General features: G+C 60.4%; 6 protein-coding genes and 1 pseudogene. 3 read left to right on the top strand and 4 right to left on the bottom strand.

Annotated features, from left to right (window positions below; genetic code table 11):
• Window positions 1–77 precede the first annotated feature (77 nt).
• Both HWX07_RS33570 and HWX07_RS33575 read left to right on the top strand, forming a co-directional pair.
• Window positions 78–2252: a TonB-dependent siderophore receptor gene (locus HWX07_RS33570; protein ID WP_175879236.1), complete on the top strand. Its 2175-nt coding sequence runs from the start codon at window positions 78–80 to the stop codon at window positions 2250–2252.
• 376 nt (window positions 2253–2628) lie between these two features.
• Window positions 2629–6291: a CheR family methyltransferase gene (locus HWX07_RS33575; protein WP_175879237.1), complete on the top strand. Its 3663-nt coding sequence runs from the start codon at window positions 2629–2631 to the stop codon at window positions 6289–6291.
• A gap of 245 nt (window positions 6292–6536) precedes the next feature.
• On the opposite strand, the gene HWX07_RS33580 is transcribed toward HWX07_RS33575, so the two are convergent.
• The 4 genes from HWX07_RS33580 to HWX07_RS33595 all read right to left on the bottom strand — a co-directional run bounded on the left by HWX07_RS33580 (window position 6537) and on the right by HWX07_RS33595 (window position 20824).
• Window positions 6537–7663 (bottom strand): IS3 family transposase gene (locus HWX07_RS33580; protein ID WP_175879238.1). Its coding sequence is split into 2 segments (ribosomal slippage): window positions 6537–7405 and window positions 7405–7663, totalling 1128 coding nucleotides; the frame shifts between segments, so codons are not numbered across the junction.
• Between the two features lie 924 nt (window positions 7664–8587).
• Window positions 8588–10348, bottom strand: coding sequence for a ShlB/FhaC/HecB family hemolysin secretion/activation protein (locus tag HWX07_RS33585; protein WP_175879239.1), 1761 nt, complete (start codon window positions 10346–10348; stop codon window positions 8588–8590).
• A 29-nt stretch (window positions 10349–10377) separates the two neighbouring features.
• Complete coding sequence (locus tag HWX07_RS33590) at window positions 10378–10815, bottom strand: Imm6 family immunity protein (RefSeq protein WP_244130065.1); 438 nt, start codon at window positions 10813–10815, stop codon at window positions 10378–10380.
• A complete protein-coding gene (locus HWX07_RS33595; RefSeq protein ID WP_175879240.1) occupies window positions 10805–20824 on the bottom strand; it encodes a hemagglutinin repeat-containing protein in 10020 nt (3339 codons plus the stop codon). Before HWX07_RS33595 ends, HWX07_RS33590 begins: the two co-directional genes overlap by 11 nt.
• Window positions 20825–21602: 778 nt before the next feature.
• Between HWX07_RS33595 and HWX07_RS33600 the strand changes: the two are divergent.
• Window positions 21603–22087: pseudogene (locus HWX07_RS33600) on the top strand (IS3-like element ISBcen15 family transposase); the annotation flags it as partial.
• Window positions 22088–22404 lie beyond the last annotated feature (317 nt).

Consider the following 22404-nt stretch of genomic DNA (forward strand, 5'->3'; position numbering starts at 1 on the left):
ATCGTCCCCCCCATTTTTCAACCCGCCGCTGGCGGGAGGAAGCAGTTCGACGTTTTTCAACATCGGGATGATCAACCATGACAACGAGAATAGACCACCCGCGCGCGCGGCGCGCGGCGACGGGACGATGCAGCGGTGCCCCGCTCGCCTTTTCGGCACTGTGCCTCGCCTCCTCGTGGGCGAACGCGCAAGGCACGCCCGCTCCGGTCGGCGACATGCTCCCCGTCTTGACGGTGGTGGGCACGCGGGACGCCGATGCGACCACCGAAGGCAGCGGCAACTACGCGTCGAAGTGGGCCACCATCGGCGGAAAAGTCGCGCAATCGATCAAGGAGACGCCGAACTCGGTCTCGGTGCTCACGCGCGAGCGGATGGACGATCAGAACATCACGACCATCCAGCAGGCGTTGCGCTCCGTGACCGGCGTCAGTTCGATCGACTACGGCGACGGTACCGCGTACTTCCGCGCGCGCGGTTCGCAGCTCGGCATCGAATTCGACGGGGTCCCGACGCTGAGCGGCCTGCAGTACCAGTTGCAATTCGATCTGGCGATGTACGACCGCGTCGAAATCCTGCGCGGCCCGGCAGGCTCGATCGATGGCATGGGCGAGCCGGGCGGCGTCGTCAATCTCGTGCGCAAGCGCCCTCAGGATCAGTTCCACGTCGCCACGGAAACGCAGGTCGATTCGTTCGGCAGCGTGCGCCAGATGATCGACGTCACCGGGCCGCTGAACAAGGACGGCACGCTGCGCGGACGCGCCGTTCTCGTGGGCAGCACCGGCACGCAATCGATAGAGCGCACACGCAGCAAGGAGGTGATGGCCTATGGTGCGCTCGATTGGGACCTCGCGCCGCGCACGACGCTGTCGCTGTCGGGCGGCTATCAGGTCTCGCCGATTTCCGGCATCGACTACGGTGCGGGCGGCGTGCTGAACAGCACGCGTACCGCGCTCACCGGGCGCGTGCCGAGCGACTATACGCGGAACTTCAGCCCGAGCTGGAACTACGCGTACACCTCGTTGCAAGAGGTCGACGCCAACCTCGTGCACCGGTTCGACAGCGCGTGGCAAGCCTCGACCACGCTGTTCTACCGCCACGAACTCTCCAAGGCCTACTACGCGTACTCCGGCCCCGGCGCGACCGCAAATGGCCTCGCGCGCTTCGGAGACCAGCGGCAGCGCACGAGCTACGACTGGTTCGGCGCGGACACCAACGTATCCGGCCCGGTCCGACTCTGGGGGCAAACGCATACGCTGACCATCGGCGCGAACTACGCCGTGATGACATCGGGCGCGCAATCGGGTTACCGCGCGTTGAGCGGCCCGTACGGCGGCGCCTACGGTCTCTACGATCCCAATGCGGTGCCCGCCGTGGACGTACCGTACACGTTCGGCACCAATCACCGCACCGTGCAATACGGCGTCTATGCGCAGGCGCGGATCAAGCTCGCCACGCCGCTGACGCTCGTGCTCGGCGGCCGCGAGGCGTTCCTGCAGGATCGCACGCAGTCGACGTTGCCGAGCGTCGCGGACTGGACGACCAACGCGCAGATCAATCATCGCTTCCTGCCGTCCGCCGGCCTGCTGTGGGACATCGTGCCGTCGCTGACGGCCTATGCCAACTATGCGCGTTTCCTCGATGCGCAAACGCAAGGCACGTACTCGGGGCCGGGCCTGCCGCCCCGCTCGGGAGAGCAGTACGAAGTGGGCATAAAAAGCAGCCTGCTCGATGGCCGCCTGAACGCAAACGCTGCGTTGTTCCGCATCAACGACGACAACCGCGCCGTTGCCGATCCCGCCCATCAGTTCTATTACGTATCCGCAGGCAAGGCCCGCAATCAGGGGATCGAGCTCGAACTCACCGGCCAGCCGACGCCGGACTGGAACCTCTATGCTGGCTACACGTATCTGAACGCGCACTACGAGAACGACTCGCCCGATCTCACCGACGGCACGGATCCGAAGCATCTGTTCAAGCTTTGGACCCGATATACGCTCTCGCAGGGTCCGTTGCGCGGATTCTCGATCGGCGGCGGCATGCTCGCGCAAACGCGTATCTCGCGCGGCGTCGAACAGGGTGGCTATGCGGTGTTCGACGCACAAGCGGGATATCGTTTCAACAAGCACGTGATGGCGTCGTTGCAGTTGAATAACGTGTTCAATCGCAGGTACTACATTCGCCCGCCCAGCACCTATTACAGCGTATTCGGCGACGCGCGCAACGTGATGTTGACGGTGCGCTCGGACTTCTAGGTGCCGCCGCGCGACGAATACGTCGCGCGTGTCGGCAGTCGCGGTGCTCGGCGAGACCATGTCGGCGGGACCGCTTTCTCGAATCCAACGCGCCCTATTTCCTCGGACTGCGTCGGTCCGCCCGACGGCTCGCGGATGCAGTTGCATGTCAGCATGGGTCCGATCGGACGATAATTCAGAAGCTCTATCGGTAAAGCCTGACCTGTGGACAGCTCGTCGGGTATTCTGCTGCGCCCCCGCGCAACGGCCGCGACAGAAGGAACCCGCCACCATGGGCGGCGTCGGCATACAGGTATGCCCTACTTGCGTTGTTGAAGTGTGGCGGCAGCGACGATAGACTCCGTTCCACGTTACCAGCACAAACAGGAGAACGGCCGTGGGGTCGATTTCATCAGAGCAGCTGCGGGTGGTTGTACTAGGTGGCTCCGCCGGCAGCCTGGACTCGCTGCGCGCGATCGTCGCGACGCTGCCCCGCGACCCCGGATTCGCCGCACTCGTGATCACGCACCTGGATCCGAGCGAGGAAAGTCGGCTGGCCGATATCCTGCAGGCGGATGCGCACATGCCGGTCGAAAGACTCGTCCACCTTCGGAAAATCGAACACGACCGCATATACGTACTACCCGAGAACGCCGGCGTGATCGCCCTGGACGGCCATTTCCGGCTCACGCGCCGGCAGGCTGGACTGAATCTACCGATCGATACGTGCCTTGCTTCGCTCGCGCAGGACCCCGACGTGAACGGCGCGGTGGTGATTCTTTCCGGCACCGGGCAGGACGGCGCGGCCGGACTGGTTGACCTGAAGGCGTCCGGCGGTTTCGCGATTGCCCAGCAGCCGCAGACTGCCCGTCACAAGAGCATGCCCACGGCGGCAATCGACACCGGTCTGATCGACGAGGTGCTGCCGCCAGAAGAGATCGCCGCGTGTCTGACGCAGCGCTTCGGTGACCAATCCCGCAGCGACGAGACAAACGACTCGCAGACGTCCGAAAACGACGCGCTCGCTACCGCAATTTCCATTGTTCAGCAGAGAACGGGCATCAATCTCAGCTACGTCAAGGACGTCAATTTGCGCCGCCGGTTTCTACGCCGCGTACTCTTGCAGAAAGACCGGGACGTGGACGCCTATCTCCAACTGCTGCGTAGCGATGCGCGCGAAGCCGAGGCGCTGCGGGACGACATCCTCATCGGCGTGACCGCCTTCTTCCGCGATGCCGAGTTCGTCAACGTGCTGCGCCAGTCCGTCATCCCTGCGCTTCTGGAACTGAAGCGCGATCCCATCCGTATATGGGTGCCGGCCTGCTCGACAGGCGAGGAGGTCTACACCATTGCCACGCTGTTGAGGGAGGCACTCGATCGCGAGGCACCGCACCGCCGCGTACAGATCTTCGGCACCGACATCAACGAGACCTCGATCGAGATTGCGCGAGCCGGGCGCTACAGCCTGACGTCGATCGAGGACATGCCGGAGGCGTTTCGCGAGTCCACCTTCGCCGCCACTTCGGGCGGCTATGTCGTGCGCAAGTCGATACGCGACATGTGCGTGTTCGCCCGACACAACGTACTCACGCATGCGCCATTCTCCGGCATGGACCTGATCAGTTGCCGGAACCTGCTGATCTATCTGCGCAAGGAAGCCCAGCAGCACGTGCTGGAGGTGCTGCACTACGCGTGCCGACCGAATGGCTTTATGCTGCTCGGTCGCGCCGAAGCAGTCTCCGGGGCGGACGGCTTTGAACACGCCGGCGCTCCGCACCTGTACCGCAAGGTGCCGGCCGCCAAGCGCCAGCAAGGGGCATTTCCGATCGATGCATTGCGGCCGTGGGCGAGCCAAGGCACCGCGCCATCGGTACGCAGGGCGCAGCAACCGGACCCGATTCTGGAAGCAGCGAATCGCGCCGCGCTGGAGCGCTATTCGCCGCCCGGTTTCGTGGTCGACGACAAGGGCGACGTCGTGCATTTCCGGGGCGACGTCTCGGGCTTTGTCGCGCCTGCAAGCGGCGAAGCCTCGCTCGCTCTACCGCGGCTGTTGCAGCCCGAACTGAACGTGACGGTGCGCACTGCGCTGATCGAGGCCAAGCGGACGAACCAGCCCGTACGACGCGAACGGGTTGCGCTCGGCGACCAGCACTTCGCACTGGAAGTCTTGCCGCTCACAGCCGACGATCTGGTGCCGCATTTCCTGGTCACCATGGAGCGTTTGCCCGACCTTGCGCCCGGCCGGCATGGCGCGAGCACAGGCGCGGGCGCGACGGGCGCCAGGGTTCAGGAACTGGAGCGCACGGTGACCACCCTGTCGGACGAACTCGAAGCGACGCAGGCGCAGCTCAAGACCGTCGTTGCCGAATTTGAATCCGCCAACGAGGAGTTGCGCACTGCCAATGAGGAAATGCTCAGCACCAACGAGGAGTTGCAGAGCGCCAACGAGGAATTGATGTTGGCCAAGCAGGAACTCGAGTCGACCAACCAGGAGCTGGCTTCGCTGAATGACGAGCTGAATTCGCGCAATCAGCAATTGGATCGAGCCAACGACGACTTGAGCAACCTCGTCGAAGGGATCCCGCTGCCGGTCGTGGTACTCGATAGACAGTTGCGCTTGCGGCATTTTTCGCCGCAGGCTCAAACGCTGTTCGGGCTGTCGGACGACAGTGTCGGCCAGCCGATGGCGCAGCAAAACAGCCTTTTCTCCGCAGCCGATCTCGAGCGGGTGGTACAGTCCGCCGTCCAGGGGTTGGCCGATGTGGAGCACGAGTATCAGGACAGCGAGGGCCGCTGGTGGTTGGTCAACGTGCGTGCCTATCGGACCGCGGACGATCGCATCGACGGCGCCGTGCTCGCTTTCCAGGACATCGATGCGCTAAAGCGCGCGCTCGGGACCGCACAGTCCGCCAGGGACGAGGCCGAGCGAGCCAATACGGCCAAAGACAACTTCCTCGCCCTCGTGTCGCACGAACTACGCTCGCCACTGAACGTGATTTCGGGTTGGGCAGCGGTACTGATGACGGCACGCGAGCGCGGTGTGTCGACGGACGAGGAAATGAGCCAGCGCGCGGTGACGACCATCCTGCGTCACTGCCAGTTGCAGGCCGAATTGATCGACGACCTGCTGGATGTCTCGCGTATCTCCTCGGGTCGTTTTTCGCTCGACACCAAACCGGTCGATTTTGCCGCGGCCGTCCGTACGGTCGTGGAAAGCAATCGGCCTGCCGCGGAAAAAAAACAGATCACTCTGGTCAGCGCTGGTCTGCAAGGGCGAGCCATCGTCAGCGGCGATGCGCGTCGTCTCCAGCAGGTTGCGTCCAACCTGCTCGGCAACGCACTGAAGTTCACGCCGGACGGCGGCCGCGTCGAGGTCGCGTTGACGCAACTCGGCACGTTGGTCGAACTCTCGGTCACGGACAACGGCATCGGGGTGAAGGCCGAGCTGCTGCCGCGCCTGTTTGATCGCTTCATGCAGTCCGACATCACGCGCACCCGAAATTACGGCGGCCTCGGCCTTGGTCTGTCAATCGTCAAGCATCTGGTCTCGGCGCATGGTGGTACGGTGACCGCCAGCAGCGAAGGCGAAGGCCGCGGCACGCGCTTGACGGTGCGCCTGCCACTGATGCTCGAGACCGTCGTCGAACGAGACATCGTTGTGCCCGCATCAGGCGGTTCGGCGCGTATGGATGGCCTATCGGTTCTGCTGGTCGACGACGACGTGCCGGCTCAGGAGGCATTGGCACAGTTGCTGCGCGGTCTGGGCGCACAAGTGCAGACGGCCAACGGTGCGCAAGAAGCGCTCGCCTGTCTCGCGGCGGGTTCATTCGACATCCTGATAAGCGACCTGGCCATGCCTGGCGCAGATGGCCATGCACTGTTGCGCGGCGTTCGCGCGTGCGAAGGCGATCGACGACGCATCTACGCCCTCGCGCTGACGGGGCTCGCTTCGATACACGATCGAGACGCCGCGATCGAAGCGGGCTTTGACGACCATCTACCCAAGCCGGTAAACCTTCAGTTGCTGATCGAGAAACTGTCACTCGGGCGGGGTCGATAAGCGGACCGAGCAAGCCATGCAATTCGACATGTGCCAGCCGGCGCTGTCCACGCAACGCACCCGGTCTTCGACGAAAGATCTCGAAACCGAAGCGGAATGCTGGCAATGGTCATCAGCATCGGCATCATACCGGCTGCACCCAGACGCCCCATTTCCTCGAAGACTTGCTCGGCAACCGGCGAACCCTGGCGTAGAGCGGCGCCGAATGCGCGCTGCGTCCGACAGGAGGTGACCTGCCCCCGGCGTTAGTCCGAACTGCAGTTAGAGTCCGAGGTTAAAAACTGCTGCTTTGCATCGTGCGCCCGAGCGAACTGCACCGGCGTCAGATAGCCGAGTGAACTATGAGGCCGCTCGGTGTTGTACTCGATACGCCATTCCTCAATCAGCTGCTTGGCGTGGCGCATTGAGACGAACCAGTGCTCGTTCAGGCATTCATCGCGGAACCGCCCGTTGAAGCTCTCGATATAGGCATTTTCCACCGGCTTGCCAGGCCGAATGAACGACAGCGTGACGCCGGCTTCGTAGGCCCATGCATCCAGCACCTTACCAGCGAACTCCGGCCCGTTGTCGACCGTGATGGATGCGGGTAAGCCTCGCATCTCCTTGAGCCGCTCGAGCACTTGCTGCACGCGTAGGCCCGGTAATAAAGTATCGACCTCGATGGTCAAGCACTCGCGCGTGTAGTCGTCGACCACGTTCAGGCATCGAGACCGCCGACCATAGGCCAGCCCATCAGAAACGAAGTCCATCGACCAGCTCTGATTGGGGCCCGTTGGTAACGGCAGCGGCACACGATCGACAGCCGCAATACGCTTGCGTCGTCGCTTGCGCACGCTCAGTCCCGCCTTGCTGTACAGGCGCCAGATGCGCTTGTGGTTGGCAAAGCAGCCATCCCGCTGCAACAGCACGTGAATCCGGCGATAGCCATATCGGCGCTTCTGCGCGGCGATGGCCATCATCCGGCCAGTCAGCGCTTCGTCGTCAACTCGGCGACGTGATTCGTAGTGGAACAGCGAGCGCGAAATCCCTACCAGCCCCCAGGCCCGGGTAACACCCATGGCGCGTTCGGTCATCAAGATGCGGACCGCTTCGCGCTTGGCCTGCGGGCTTGCTACTTTCGGGCCAACAGGTCCTTCAGCGCGGCGTTGTCGAGCATTGATTCGGCCAATAGGCGCTTGAGCTTGTTGTTCTCCTGCTCCAGTTCCTTCAAGCGCTGCGCTTCGCAGACCGTCATCCCGCCGAACTTCGCTTTCCAGTTGTAGTAGGTCGCTTCCGATATGCCGTACTTGCAGCACAGCTCCGCCGGCTTCAGGCCAGCCTCGGCTTCCTTCAAGATGCCGATGATTTGCTCTTCGGTGAATCGCTTTTTCATTGCCGTTCCTCTCTGGAACGGACTCTACACCGTCACCGTACTAAACGCCGGGAGCAGGTCACTTGTATTCACAATCCCATTCAAATGTCCTTTCGACTCCTTCCTCATATCTCGAGACGATGCCCTTGAGCCCTCATCCCAAGCTGTCATCCGCTGGACATTAGCCAAACGCTATGCAGGTAATATTCACATGGCCGAACACTTCCTCGCTGGTGTCGCGGTGACCGGTTCGTCCAAGCCTTCTTTGTCGATGTGACGTATTGCCGTCCGACATGTACGACGCTCATAGTCTAGGAAAACATCATAGTCTTGCCCGGCCACTGGTGAAAACGTCACTGGGGGCGCATTGCAATAGGTCGTCCCACCGTACTGTCCCATGTACGTGCTCATCGACAGCAATAACGTAACCGGCTTTCCAGCGGGCACCACATATTCCCTGATGAGATCTTTCGAGAAGAGGCCGTCAACGCGCATGGATTCACGCGGACTCGGTGGCATTCCGATTACGACGCTACGCGACGAATATTTCCATGCTGAAATGAAGCCGTCATTTGCCTTCACTGCGCCTGGGTCGGATACTGAACCAGCGCAACTACCTTCCCAGAATGTCACACTTTTTTCCGGGCCGTTGGACGAAAGAACCCGCATCCTCGCTGACACTTCAGGATCGTACGCGGGCGTCTCCACATCGACATAGTGATGCGGCGGTATGATGTAAGCGCACGCACTCAGGAACACAGCGCTGGGTATCGCGAGAACTACGCCTCGCATCATCGATTTATGCATGATCATCTAATTAAGTAAGCCATCACCATGTAGTGCATGCTTTCCACGGCCCCCGGTCTAGCGCGTCCTCGCCCACACTCTGCTCCCTCGCTCGTGCCCTACGTTTAGCCCGCGCCCCGTCTCGCATCTCGCTTTCCCTTAAAACTGCGCTGTCACCTGAAAGCCAACCGTCACACGTGCGGTCGGAAATCCAGACGGCTTGTAGACCGGTGTACCGGTAAATAAGTCGTAACCGTATCCACCAAACCGCGTCGCAACGCTACCCTTCACGCCGATCACTGCACCGGCCAACTGCGTTCCGACCAATACAACCGGCTGCGGTCCCCATACACGGCCGTAATCCAGTCCGGCATAAATCGCTTGTCCGGTCTGCCCGATAGGCATTTGCAGTTCGTTGCGCCAATAGAGGCCACGCGCCGCCGCCAACATCGTTTCACCATCGAACCCGCGTACCGTGTAGCGGCTGCCAATGGTCAGGTCATCGATGTAATACAGCGTATTACCCGTGTACTGACCATGAACGCTGGTCACGTATCGGAACGACTGCTTGGCGATCACGAACGGCACCGACAGATTCGCATCCAGTACCGCCATTCTGTAGCGGTAGGTCGGGCCACCATCGGCCGCGAGTATGTCGTCACGCGCGCCGAGACCGCCTACGCCCTGACGATAGGCGAGCGTGCCGTCGAACTGCGCCCCGTCGAAGTAGTAACGATCGGTCAGGCCGAATTCGATAACCGTGTTGTTGCGACGCTGCTGCGTGATTTCCGTATCTTCGATGAAGCTTTCGCCAAAGCGGCGCGACAGGCGCACGTACCCCCCAAACACGTCGTTCTGACTGCGCAACAGCACGCGCGCCAGTTTGAAATCAAGCGTCTTCGAATTGCCGCTCGCAACAAACGTCTGATTCACGCCGGCAATCTGTTGATAGTACGTGTTCGTGTACGCCGCGATCGTTGCGGTCCAGTAGCCCCACGGAATCGAGTAGAAACCATTCCAACCGTGTGACCCGAGGCGCTTGTCGCCGAATTCAAGGTCTTGACTCACGCCGACGTTAAACACGTCATTCAGGCCAAGCGGGTTGTCGATGCCAATCGACAGATTGCCCTGGAGTCTGCCCGTCGCGCGCGTGCCCGAATTGTCGATCGACGCTACGACGGTCCACGGCTTGCCGCGCTTCACATCTAGCACTACGTCGCTCTCGCCCGGCTGATCAGCGGGAACAATTTGCATCGATACGTCCTGACTGGTAACGCGCTTCATCTGCTCCAGACCTTGCTCAAGGTCGCGCAGATTCAGCACTTCGCCGTCGCCGGTCGGGAACGCTGTTTTCCACGTGCCGCGTAATTTTTCGTCAGCGAAGCGCACGTGTCGAATCACGCCCGGAATCAGGGCGAGCTTCAGCGTGCCGGTCTTTAAGTCTTGTTCCGGCAGCAATACGCGCGTCGTGATGTAACCTCGTGCCAAGATTTCCCGAGACAAGCCTTTAACGATCATATCGACGCCTTGCTTACCGACACACTGGCCCGCGTAGTGAGCGAGCCATTCGCGCGCGAACGCAAAGCGATCCATCGGCAGCCCTGAGGCGCCGGCCGACTTCGCAGTGTCGGCCAACGAATCCGGGACGTCGAGAGCGAAACGGTCGATACGAAAACACGGCTGTTCGCTCGGCAACTGCGGGTACGTTTCGGCGCGCGGCACTTCCGACCGCACGGAAGGGGACCGCACCGCCGCGTCACGTTGCTGCGCGTCGCGTTGCTGCTGCGCTTGCCGGTCTTGTTCCGCGTTCGCGCGCGCTGCGGCAGCTTGGTCGGCAGATGTTGGGGCCTGCTGCGCGTGAACCCCGAGCGATAGCAAGGCTGTGATCGGAAAGGCAGCCAACCCCGTATATATTTTCATTGTCGATCGAGTGTCGCGTTGCGTTCTATTTAGATAAATTCAGATAATCCATACGGGGCACCGTATTCGACAATCGACTCCAAAATATTCGATCCAGCCTCGGAAATTATCTCTGACATATATTTCGATTTACCCGAATTTACGTATGCAATGTGCGCAACATGACCAATTATCATGGTCATAAATACAAGCGCATTCAGACCAACAGGGTCGCCCCTAAATATGGACTCCTGCATCCATGGATTCTCAGTTTCATCTGCATCAAGGTAGAACGCCAAGCTTTCCGGGGTGATGGGTTTGCCATCCAGCCAGTCTTTACAAGAAACCAAGGCACGCTCGCACACTTTAAAACTCTCCGGATGCGATGCCTTGATCGTCTCATTTGCGCGGTTTGCCATCGCAAGCAGTGAAAGAACTCGCTTCTTCCACGGCATAGCCATCAGCTTATTTACGATATCAGTTAACAATTTTTCCTCCGCGAATCACAATGGTTGTACGTCCTGGCATTGCATTTCCGCCAACCGCAGAAATCCTCACCGTCAAATCTGGATACCGATTACTAAATTGCTGAACCACACCACTCAAATCCGAAGACCCTGCCAATCCGGCAGTGCATTTATTGCAAACGCCGCTCATATTTGAAATCTGCACATCAAGGGTCTTTCCGGCCAAATCAGTGCCCTTCAATCCACTCGAATCAATTTGCTGTGCCACTCCATTAAAGAGATCTTCCTCAGCATGACGCGTAAACAGAGGGTTTTGATATGGGGACTTGATAGGACGGTCCGCACCGTAAACTTCATCCAAGCTTGGCAATCCGGCTTGAGAACGAATAGAAGGCGACAAGCCTTCAAGCACTTCGCCCTGCATTCCAGGAATATCTGTTCGCGCAACAGCCAGTGTATTACCTTCTGGAACCGAGTACTTAGCCCGAAGTGCATCAATGTCTGCGCTTGTCGCTTGGGGGAATGAGTTACTTCCCGCACCATTTGTACCTTGTGGATTGCTGGATGACGCGCTCTGACTCGATGCTTGACCTTGGTTCGAATCATCGGTCGATCCACCGCCATTCGACAGAATAGCGTTAGATGGCGCGCCGCGCGAGCCCGTCAGTGCGGCGTTTGCCGCCTGTTCCCCAGCTGAAGTAGCCAACGCGGTGCCTGGATTTATCGGCGGTTCTCCACCACCAGCCACACTTGTGACAACTGAGACACCTGCGTTAATGCCGTTCGCAATCTGCGCGGCGGGGGGCAACCCCATGATGTGCCTCGCATTGGCCTGCACCATTCCGACAATCTGGCCTACGCCAGAGCTAATGGCATTGCTACCCGTCTGACGCGCAGACTGGATGGCCTTGTATAGGTCAATCACCTGCTGCGCAAGGCTCGCTGATTCCTTGTTTGCCGCCTTGTTCTTCGTATCCAGCGCCTGGTTGTACAGGTCGACGTTCGACGCCATCGCCGCGCCCGATGAGCCACCGACCAACGCGCCGCCAACGCCCGCCAAAACATTACCCGCCACATTACCGACCAGCGTCGAGCCGGTTGCTCCGGCAATCGAATCGCTGACGGCCTCAGTCTGCGGTGCGAGCTTCGATGACAGGCCCGCACCGGCCGCGCCCCCGACCGTCGAAAACACGCTACCGCCGCCGAGCCCGCCAATCAACGCGCCGCCCGCCGTTTGCATCAGTGCGCGCGAATCCCCGCCTTCAGACCATGATTTCGCATCGGACAGCGCTTGCGACGCGGTGGCTGCATATGCCTCAGCGGTATCGGTGTCACCAGCCTGCATCGCAGCCTTCGCTGCCGCCGTCGCATCCTTCGCGGTGGAAAGGGCGGCGTCGCGTTTCATATCTGCATACGCGCCGATGCCTTGCGATACCACCTGGCCGGCCGCTTGCGCCGCGTTCATCGTGTCGGCTTGCTTATCCAACAGATTCTGTACGTCCGGCGTCTTCGATACCGCTCCGTTCAGATTCGACGTATCTCGGCTCAGGTTCGCTACATCCTGCGTCTGGCTCGCCGCATTCGTAATATTGATCGTGCCCGCACTGACGCCGCTACGGGTGGTAGCGTTCTCGCCGCCGCTGTCGGACTGTGAAATCATTGGCGTCACACCGCCCGAGCCACTGACCGATCCCGGCCCGATCGCCTTGCCGGTAACACCGACACCTACGCCCGCGCTGAAGCCGTTGCTGTCGGCCGCATAGTGCGAGTGATTTTCGATATCGCTGTAAGTCAGCGAACCCGTCGTCAAGGTGTTCTTAGCCGCATCGGCCGTACTGCCGATATACGCGCCCTTCAAATCGGTGTTGCCCTTGACGGTCACATCGAATCCGCCACTACCGGCTTGAATGCCAGCCTGTTCGTTCACGCCGGCATAGTTGCCGTCCGCATGCCCGTTCTGCGCGCTGAAACTCGCGCTTCCGCCACCCATCGTACTGACGCTGAGACCACCACCGGCGCTGCTTTGATGTGCCGTGCTATACGTTGTGTCCTGTACGCTCTGCACGTTCAGGTTGCCGCCCACGTCCGCTTTAACGGTGCCGCCGCTCACGTTCGAACCGATTACGTTCGTATCGCCGCCGCTGAGAAGCGTCACGTTGTTCGCGCCGGTGATATGCGAATTGTTCTGCATCGCGGCATCGCTGTTGCCGTCGCCATGCGCGCGCGACATCGCCGCAGACACCCCGATGCCGTTCGAACCAATCGATACGCCGACGCTCGCGCTTGATGACGAATTCGAGCTGCGCGTTGAATCGGTGTTCGTCGTGTTCTGAAGGTCAATCTGATTCTTCGCGACCAGCAGCACATCGTTGCCCGACACGTTCGAACCAGCCACCGTAATATTGCCGCTGCCCGGCGTGCCGTTGCCTGTCGCAATCAGGGAAGTGGTGCCGCCGGCCTTAACGTTCGATCCCCGCTGCGTTGTTTGGTTCTCAGACGTATCGAGTCGGCTATGGCTCGAACCGACGCTGACTTGAACGCCGATGCTCGGCGCACCGCCGCCCGCAAGTGCACCGCCGGTCAGCCCGGCTACACCCATCGCAGCATCGCCAGCCGCCGCAATCGCATGCAGGGCCGTCGCACGGCTGTCACCCGCACCGCTTTTTGCCGCCTGCGCCTGTTGATATGCACCGTTGATCGCATCGCCGATGCTGCCCGACAGGCCGAGCGTGACGCCGCTGCTGCTGGTTGTCTCGCTATGCGTCTTGTTGCTGGTATCCGTTGCAGAATCGATCACGACGTTCGCGGCGCTGCCCGTCAAGTTCTTTCCGGCAATCAGGTCGCTACCCGTCACATGCAGGGTATCACCGGCATTGACAGTCAGGTTGCCGTTGAGCGACCCCACCGTGCTCGCGTTGTTCGTGACGGACGAAGCGTGATCCGTATCGGTCTTCTTCTGCGTGCCGATACTCACGCTCAGGCCGCTTGTACCGATACCCGAATGCGTTTCGCGATAGTAGCTGTCCTGCGTAACCGTATCCTTGGACGTCGTGATATTGACGTTGTTCGTCGCGGCAAGGCTCACATCGTTCGTGCCGACGACCGTGCTGCCCTGAACGGTCAGGTCGCGGCCCGACTGAATGTTGACGGTATTGCCCGATACCGTGCTGCCGACGCCGACGTTCGCATGCGTTTCCGTCATCGCAGCGGTCTTCGTGCTGCTGACGAAGCTACCGCGACTGACCTGTACATCCTGATACTTGTCGTGTTCCTCGCGGGCTTCGTTCACCGTGATGTTGCCCGTTGCAACGATGCTCGCCGCACCGGTCGCGTTCTCAACACCATTCGTCATGCCAGCGGTCAGGGACGAGCCCGTGAGCGTCACATTACCTTTCGACGCATCGGTGCTCGCGGCCCCGAGCGCAGCATTGCCGCCCGCCGTGAATTGCGTACCGACGGCGTGTTCGTCGTAATTGTGGTCGACTTCCTTACGCGTCTTGCTGTCAGCCGCGACGTTATCGAGCTTCGCGGTATCCGTGACCGTCGTTGCCATCAGGTTGCCGCCTGCGAGCACCGACAGATCCTTACCGGCGATAACTGTCGCGCCCTTGAACGTCGTATCGTTACCGCTTTGCATCCCCAAGCTGCCGCCTGCGGTGACGCCGCTCGTTACGTTCGTCGTCTTCGATTCTTCCCAATGATGCTGATCGTTCAGATACATCGATTGGTTCGTCGTGGACTGAACCGTATCGACGTTGATATCCCGGCCAGCCGTGACCAGCGCATCGCCGCCGGCCGACAGATTCGCACCATGCAGCGTGAGGTCGCGACTAGCCTCAACGGACAAGTCGCCCGTTGCCGCGATCGTGCCTTGCTGGCCAATCAAACTGGTGCTGACCTTGCTCGCACCTGATGCGCCAGTCGCGCCCACGGTATCAACCAGCGTCGTGTTGACGATATCCCGCCCCGCCGACACCGCTACGCGGTTACCGGTGATCATGCCCGACGAATTCACGACATCGTTGGACGCAACGACCTGCGTCGTACCGTTCGTCGCGCTACTCGAAATCGTGCCACCCCGGTTCAGGATATCGGTCGCAGTGAGCACGGTCTTTGTGCCGCCCTTGATGACGCCCGAATTGGTCGTGCTGCCGACCGTATGAATTTCTACGTCATCGGCAGCGATCAAGGCACCGGTCGGTTGCAGGTCGTTCGCATGGGTTTGCGACATGTAGACCACCGGGGCCAGCACGTGTGTCGTGCTGCCATCGGGCAGGGTCACGGTCTGGTCAACGAGCCAAACGATATCGCTCGTCAGTGCGTCCATTTGCGCGGCGGTCAGCGCCATACCGGGCACTAAACCGAACGACTTCGCGTAGTTCGCGCCGTTCGTCATCAGCCCACGGTATTCATCTTCGGCGCTTGCGTAACCCGGTAGGAAAGTACGTCCCGTCAGCTGCGTAATCTGATTGCGCACCATCTGCTGCTCATACATGCCATCGCCCAGACGCTTCTCGATGCTCGTGGGGTTCAGATTCAACTGGCCGAGCATGTAGTCGCTCGAGATGAAATTCGTATAGCTCGTCAGGCGCGGATCGGTAACGACCAGATAGGGTTGGCCCGGCGCGGGATGAATCGAATACATGCCGCTGGTCGGCAACGTGATCGACAACGCACCGGTTGCACTGGCGACCGATTGCAAGGCCGGGACCATGGTCGATCCGCTGGCCGTGCCGACCTTGGTCAATTGGCCGCCCGATGCGCCCGCCACCGTAGCAGGCGTGCTGCCTGACACGCCGCCGTTGTTCTGGTTCGCGCCGAGCGTGCCGCCCGTTGCGCCAGTCGCGGAATTTTGCGCGGCGACGTTCTGGTTATTGACGTTCTGCGCGTCGATCGTCACCGACTGATTCGCGATGATCGTGCCGCCTGTACCGCCAATCGCGACCGGCGTATGGATAACCGGAGGCTCAACGATCGTGCCGCGATCCTGCGTCGTGTCTTCGTTCCACGCGTACATCGACACGATATTGTCGGTTTGGTACTGGTACAGCGTCCGACCAACGTTGTTCACAACCGTACCGCCGTAGCTACCGCTGCCAACGGACCCGTTCTGCTGAGTGCTGCCGATTTGAATCGACTTGCCGGCGGTGATTGCACTGTAATTGTTGTTGACGGTGCCGACGTTCGCCATCGTGATAGTGCCGCCCGCGACGAGCTGTGCCTGCGGCGCCTGGCTCGTTACCTTGTCTTGCTGGGTCGTCGACGTCGTATCGCGCCAGATTTCGACACGCTGATAGCCGTTGTGACCGTCGCTGCGCGTCGTGTATTCCGTATCCGGGACGTAGTTGACGTGCGGGTCGTATGCGTCCCAATAGTTGACCGTAACCGACCCGTCGGCGTTGGTCGTCAGAGTGTTGTAGTAAATCGTCTGCTGCTTGCCGTTCACGGTCACGACCAGCACCTTGTCGGTCGCGTTCGGTCCGGACGTTTCCGATACGATCTGCGAAGGGCTATAGCTTGAAGTGAGCGCCGTTTTATAGCCGTTTACCCACATCGCCTGTGAACAGCCGCCGTTCGGGTCCGCATTCATCGTCGCGCACACAATGTATTTCTGGCGCTTGGTTTGGTGCGATGTGGTCGTCCCGGTCGTTTCTGTCGTGACCGTCGGCGCGGGGCGCGAATTGGTGAACGTGCCGGCCGCAAGTTCGATGTTGCCTTGCGCTTCGATCGTGGATTGATCGTTCAGCACGTTTTGCGTCCGGTTCGCGAGCAAGCCGTTCGCGTCGCGCTGACCGTTCGCCGCGATATTGATATCGCCGACACTGAACAGGTTCGCGCCGCCCGTGTTCGACAGTTGATTCGATGCGTACAGATTCAACTGATTGGCGGCAGCAACGACAGCGGCGGCACCCGAATTGGTGATCGTCGCCGCATTCGCCGTGACGTTGCTGCCGATCACGGTCCCGGTGTTGTTCAGCGTCGTGCTGTTGGTCGTGACCGTATCGCCTTCAATGCGGCCGGCGTTATCGATCGTGCCGCCATTCGCGTTGACCGTCGTGCTGGCAGAGTTCAAATCCGCGCCGCTCTGGTTCTCGACGTTCGCAGCATTCACCGTGAGCGCACCATTCGCATCCATCACGCCTTGGTTCGTCAACTTGCCCGACGTGGTGAAACTCAGATCACCATTCGCGTGCAACTTGTTCGCGGCCGTCTGCGTGTAGTCGCCCGTAAGCGAAACCGAACCGTTGCGGCCGGCAACAATCGAACCGTCGCCCGTCAGCGTACCCGCTGTCAGCGACAAATCCTGATCGCTGCCGATCGCACCTCCCGAATTCGACAAAGTACCTGTTTGAATCGCAATGCTGCCGCCGCTGCCGGCGTCGTTGCCGATCTTGCCGGACGTGTCGTCAATCGATGCAGCGGCCAACGACAGGACGCCGTTTGCATGCACAGATCCGTTTTGGTTGGACAGCACCGCGTTCGCGCCGTTGAATGTCAGGTTGTTCGCCGCCGACAGCACGCCGCCGGCATTGTTCGCGTTGCCGGCAACGTTCAACGTCAAGTCGTGGCCGGCCAGTGTCTGACCGCCTTGCGCATTCGTGAGCGTTTGCGCGGTCAACGTCACATCGCCGTTGCCGCCGATCGTGCCGGCACCCGCTTTACCCGATGCATCGGTGTTCGTGATCGATGCGCCGCCGTCAATCGTCGTCGCGCCCGTGCCGATATTTGCAATCCGCCCGTCACTATTATCGATGCTCGATCCGGACAATTGGAGCGTCGCGGTTGCGCCGTTCGCTTCGATTTGCCCGCCGCTATTGAGCACCGCGTCAAGCGCTGCGACCTTGAGGTTACCGTTCGATTGAATCAGGCCGGCCGCATTTCCGAGCTGGCCGTTCGATTGCACCAACAGCGATTGTGCTGCCAGCAAAGAACCGTTTGAATTGTCGACCGTGCCGCCCGAAACCGACACGTCACCATTGCCACCGATCGTGCCGCCTGCCGTGTTGGTCAACGCGTTCGTCGTCGTGACGGACAGCGCATCCGTGCCGAGCGCCTTAACGGCACCGCCGTCGTTTGCCAAGCTGTCGGCCGAGATCGTCAGCGCGTGGTTCGACTCGATCGCACCGGTTTTGTTGTTGATCGCGCCTTGAGATTTGATCGTTATGCTGTCGGCCCCGATGTATCCAGCTGCGCTGTTATCGAGTGATTGCACACCAAGCGTGGCCTGCCGCTGCGCCGACAACGTACCCGCTTGGTTCGATAGAGCAGCGGCCGTTAGCGCGAGCGCGCCGTTGGTCGCGATGGAACCGTGATTGCTCGACAACGCGCCTGTTTTGATCGTCAGCGTGCCGTTGCCTGCGTGCGCGATCGTGCCTTGGTCGTTAGTGAGCGATCCGGACGTGATCGCCAAATCCGAGCCGTTGCTCTGCAATTTGCCGGACGTGTTATCAAGGGCATTCGTGACTGCAATCGTTGTTGCGCCCGTCCCGGTCTGCAAAACGGTGCCGCCATGATTGACAAAATCGGCTGCCGATACCGCCAGTTGATCCGCTTCAATTGCGCCGCCGCTGTTCTCGACCGTGCCGTGCGCATGCAAGTCAACGGTGGCGGCGTTCACTGTACCGCCGGAACGATTGTCCAGTGACTGTACGGTAAGCGAGGCTTGCCGCTGTGCGGCAATCGTTCCGGCCTGATTCGAAACGGCAGCGGCTTGCACATTCATCGCCCCGTTGGTCGCGATCGAACCGCCTTGGTTCGACAACGTACCGGTTCCGATTGTCAGCGTCCCGCTGCCAGCATGCGCGATTTTGCCGTGGTCGTTAATCAGCGTCGCGGGTGTCAGACTCAGATCAGCGCTGTTCGTCTGTACGGTTCCCAAACTGTTGTCGAGCGTGCCGGAAACCACGATCGTGGTCGGGTTCGTGCCGGTCTGCGTGATCGTGCCCGACTGGTTTTTCAGATCGGTTGCTGTCAGCGACAATTGGCTTCCCAATAGCGAACCGGAACTATTGTCCAGATTGGTGGCGCGAACGTTTGCTAACGCACCGGCAGAAATGCTGCCAGACGCGTTAGCCAGGTGCGCGCCCGCATCGATCAATGCGTTCTGACCGGCTGTCAGCGTGCCGCTGCCGTTGTCCACGGATTGCGCACCGACGGTCAAATCGGTTGCGGCGCTGATCGATCCTTGGTTTGCGATGCTGCCGGCCCGTACCGATACGTTGCCGTCACCGCCGATCACGCCGCCTTGCGCGCCGTTCGCGGTCGTCCCCGCTGCGTTCGTGAGCTGGCCGCTCGTCGTGATCGACTGACCGTCACTGTTCAGGGACGTCACGCGCCCGGCGGTATTCTGAAGGGAAGCGCCGACCACCTTCATTTGGCCTGCGCTCTGGATGATGCCTTGCTGATTGGCGATCGCTCCGCCTTCCAGGTCGACGGTGTTCTGCGAAACGAGCGTGCCGGCCTGATTCGAAATCGCACCGGACGTGTGCACCGTCAACGAGCCCTGTGACGACACCGTGCCGCCTTGGTTCGATACGCTGCCCGCCGTGAGCGTGGCCCCGCTCTGGCTGGAAAAGCTACCGTGGTCGTTGACGATCGCGCCTGCTGCGGTCACGCTCAATGCGCCCTTTGCGCTCGTCGCCGCGTTCGACAGATTGATATCGCCCGTGTCGGCGTTCAGCGTCACGCTACCGTTCGCCGCCGTCTTGCTGCCGGCCAAATTAACGCCGTAGCCGCGCAACGTCGCGTTACCGCCCGCGATGTTCTCGCCAATCGCAGTCAATTGGCCGGCCGTCGTAACTTGCAGGTTGCCTGCTTGTGTGACCGTGCCGTTGCTGTCCACGCCCGCGCCAATTCCGCCCGTCGAATTCAACGAGCCGGCATTGATGCCGACGTCATGCTGCGCGGCGAGCATACCGCTATTCGTCATGTCCGCGCCGGTACTCATCGACACGGATTGCTGGCTGTACGTCGTGCCGTTGTTGTCGATGCCGCCGCCGGCCGACACGGCGACGTTGCCAAGCGAACTGATCTTGCCCGACTGCACCAACCGCCCGTCGGTCGTCAACGTCATACCGGCCGCGTCCGCTGAAAGGGTGCCAGCATTCTGGACACCGACAGCGCTCCCCGAGCTCACAAGAAAAATGCGGTTGGCGTACATACCGCCGAGCTGGCCCACGTCGATCGCGACTGCCGGGGCCGCGCCATCGCCCTGAATCGGCGTCGCCGCGAGCGTGTCGTGATTAACTTGATTTGAACCCGCGATTACGTTCAGATTTTTCGCATAAATGGCTGCATTCGCCTGAACGGCGCGCGCGATGATGTCAACCTGATCTGTATTTGCCGCATTCAGGCCCGATCCGGATACCGTCACAAGGCCGCGATTCACGTTGAAACCGGCCACGGAACCGTCCGCGCCATAATACGGCACGCCGGTTGTCAGAACGGCGCGTGACGTATTAATGAAGCCGCCGCCGTCGATTTGCAATCCAGCCGGATTGCTGATGATTAGCTCAGCTTTTTGCCCAGCAATCTCAACAAAACCACGAATTGAGCTTGGATTATTGCTATTGACTTGGTTGACGATGATCCGTGCGGCGTCGTTCGGCCCGAAATTCGGGTTGCCGTTGATCATGCCCGCTTGCTGCGTGTTGACGATTGTAGGCGAGTTATTGAGTATCGCGCCGGGCTTTTGTACGTCGAATTGATTATAGGTATTTAAAGATACGCCAGCATTTCCGGGCTTATTAATATTAACTTGAGGCAATCCATTTTGCGTCTGAATCACAGAAGGTGCGTGGGCTCCGCCGCCCACGATCTGTGCATTCGCCCACATGGGCGTTGCACCGGCCGCGATCAGTACCGCAAATGCCGCATGGCGCAGCGCGAATCGTGCGAACACATGTGATACCCAAGCTGCTGACACAACTTCGCCTCGGCCCGCGTTGCCTGATGCGCTGGCAGTTTCTTCGACGGCAATCAGCATGCCCCGGACGCGACTGAATACCAGTCGGTAATTATTTTTGTTCATGGTTCTGGTCTACTCGCAAATCGCGCCACGGCGCACTACGGATCAACGGACCATCACATTGTCTCGCAGAAGCTGTCCGCCTCCTTCTCGACGCGAGTCAAAGACTGTCAAATTGTGGTGGCAGCGAGACGTTTGTTAAGCGGACCTGTCAACATTAACAGGTCAAATCGCAATATCTCGAAAACATATCGACCACCTCAGCGCCCTCTTACCCTGATCAAAACGCGAGAATCCGCACAACAGATGCCGGTCGGGTGTCAATCGCGCCCCTCCTCATCGTATCGTTCGCGTTCTCGCATCAATATAGATTTTCTCGGTTACATATGACCTATCTGAGCACGGCCCACTACAGCCGCTCCGCCGAGGCATTCCCGCCCCGACGCATCCCGCTCAGGAGGTTCCATGCATTCCACACTTGCCTTTGCCTTTGCCTTTGCCTTTGCCTTTGCCTTTGCCTTTGCCTTTGCCTTTGCCATTGGCAATGCCGTTGTGCTAATTCTCGCCAGCATCGGCGTCGTTCTGTTTTTGAAACGACATTCCATTTCGCCCCCCATCGATACGCCCCCCCGCCGCCGCTGCGGTTGCTTCCCCGGTCCAGTACGAGTTGATCGATCCGACACTCGACGAATGGGAAGCCCAAGCCCCTACCGTGACCATGCGCTGCGTGCAGTCCGACATGCACCGCCGGCATCCTCCCTGACCCTAGCCCACAAAACTGTCCCATTTGGAAGTGGAAAATTCCGGCATGACGTTGTCATCGAGACCAGGAGGTCATGTCGTGAAGAAGAGCAAGTTCACCGAGGAACAGATCGCCTACGCGTTGAAGCAGGCCGAGCTGGGCACGCCGGTCGCGGAGGTGTGCCGCAAGATGGGGATCAGCGACGCGACGTTCTACAATTGGCGGACGAAATACGGCGGGCTGTCGCCCTCGGAACTGCGCCGGCTGAAGCAGCTTGAGGAGGAGAACGCGAAGCTCAAGCGACTCGTAGCCGATCTGTCGCTGGACAAGGCCATGCTGCAGGATGTGCTGTCAAAAAAGCTCTGAAGCCTTCTCGGCGCCGTGAGCTTGTCACGGACTTGATGCAGCGTTTCGGCGCAAGCCAGCGGCAGACCTGCGCGTTGTTGCAGTTGTCCCGCACGGTCTACCGCTACGAGTCGGTCGCGCGGGATCAAAGCGCACTGGAAATGCGCATCAAGGAGATCACGGAAGTGCGAGTGCATTACGGTGCGCCCCGCGTGTACGTGATGCTTCGCCGGGAAGGCTGCGCATCGGCGGGATGAGCGGCATGCGGCGCGGCTCACGTCGCGCCCGGCAGTTCGCCATTGAACATGGATGACGCCCGGCGACCAATCCCGCTGGATAAATCGCGCACACCCACGCACGGGGGCGTACGCGTGCGGGCGCGCGGCGTAACTGCCCGCAGATAAGCGCATCAATTTTGGGTCGCCGGGTCCGGCACGATCGGATGCACTGGGGTGAAATGCGGCTCGGACCTATCCGTCATTTTGTGGGCGGGGCATATCATGAGGTGTAAAAGCCATGGATATGCCGATGAAGAAGAAAAGACAAACCGTAGCGC

Source organism: Burkholderia sp. BCC0097, from assembly GCF_902832985.1.
GTDB lineage: Bacteria > Pseudomonadota > Gammaproteobacteria > Burkholderiales > Burkholderiaceae > Burkholderia > Burkholderia orbicola.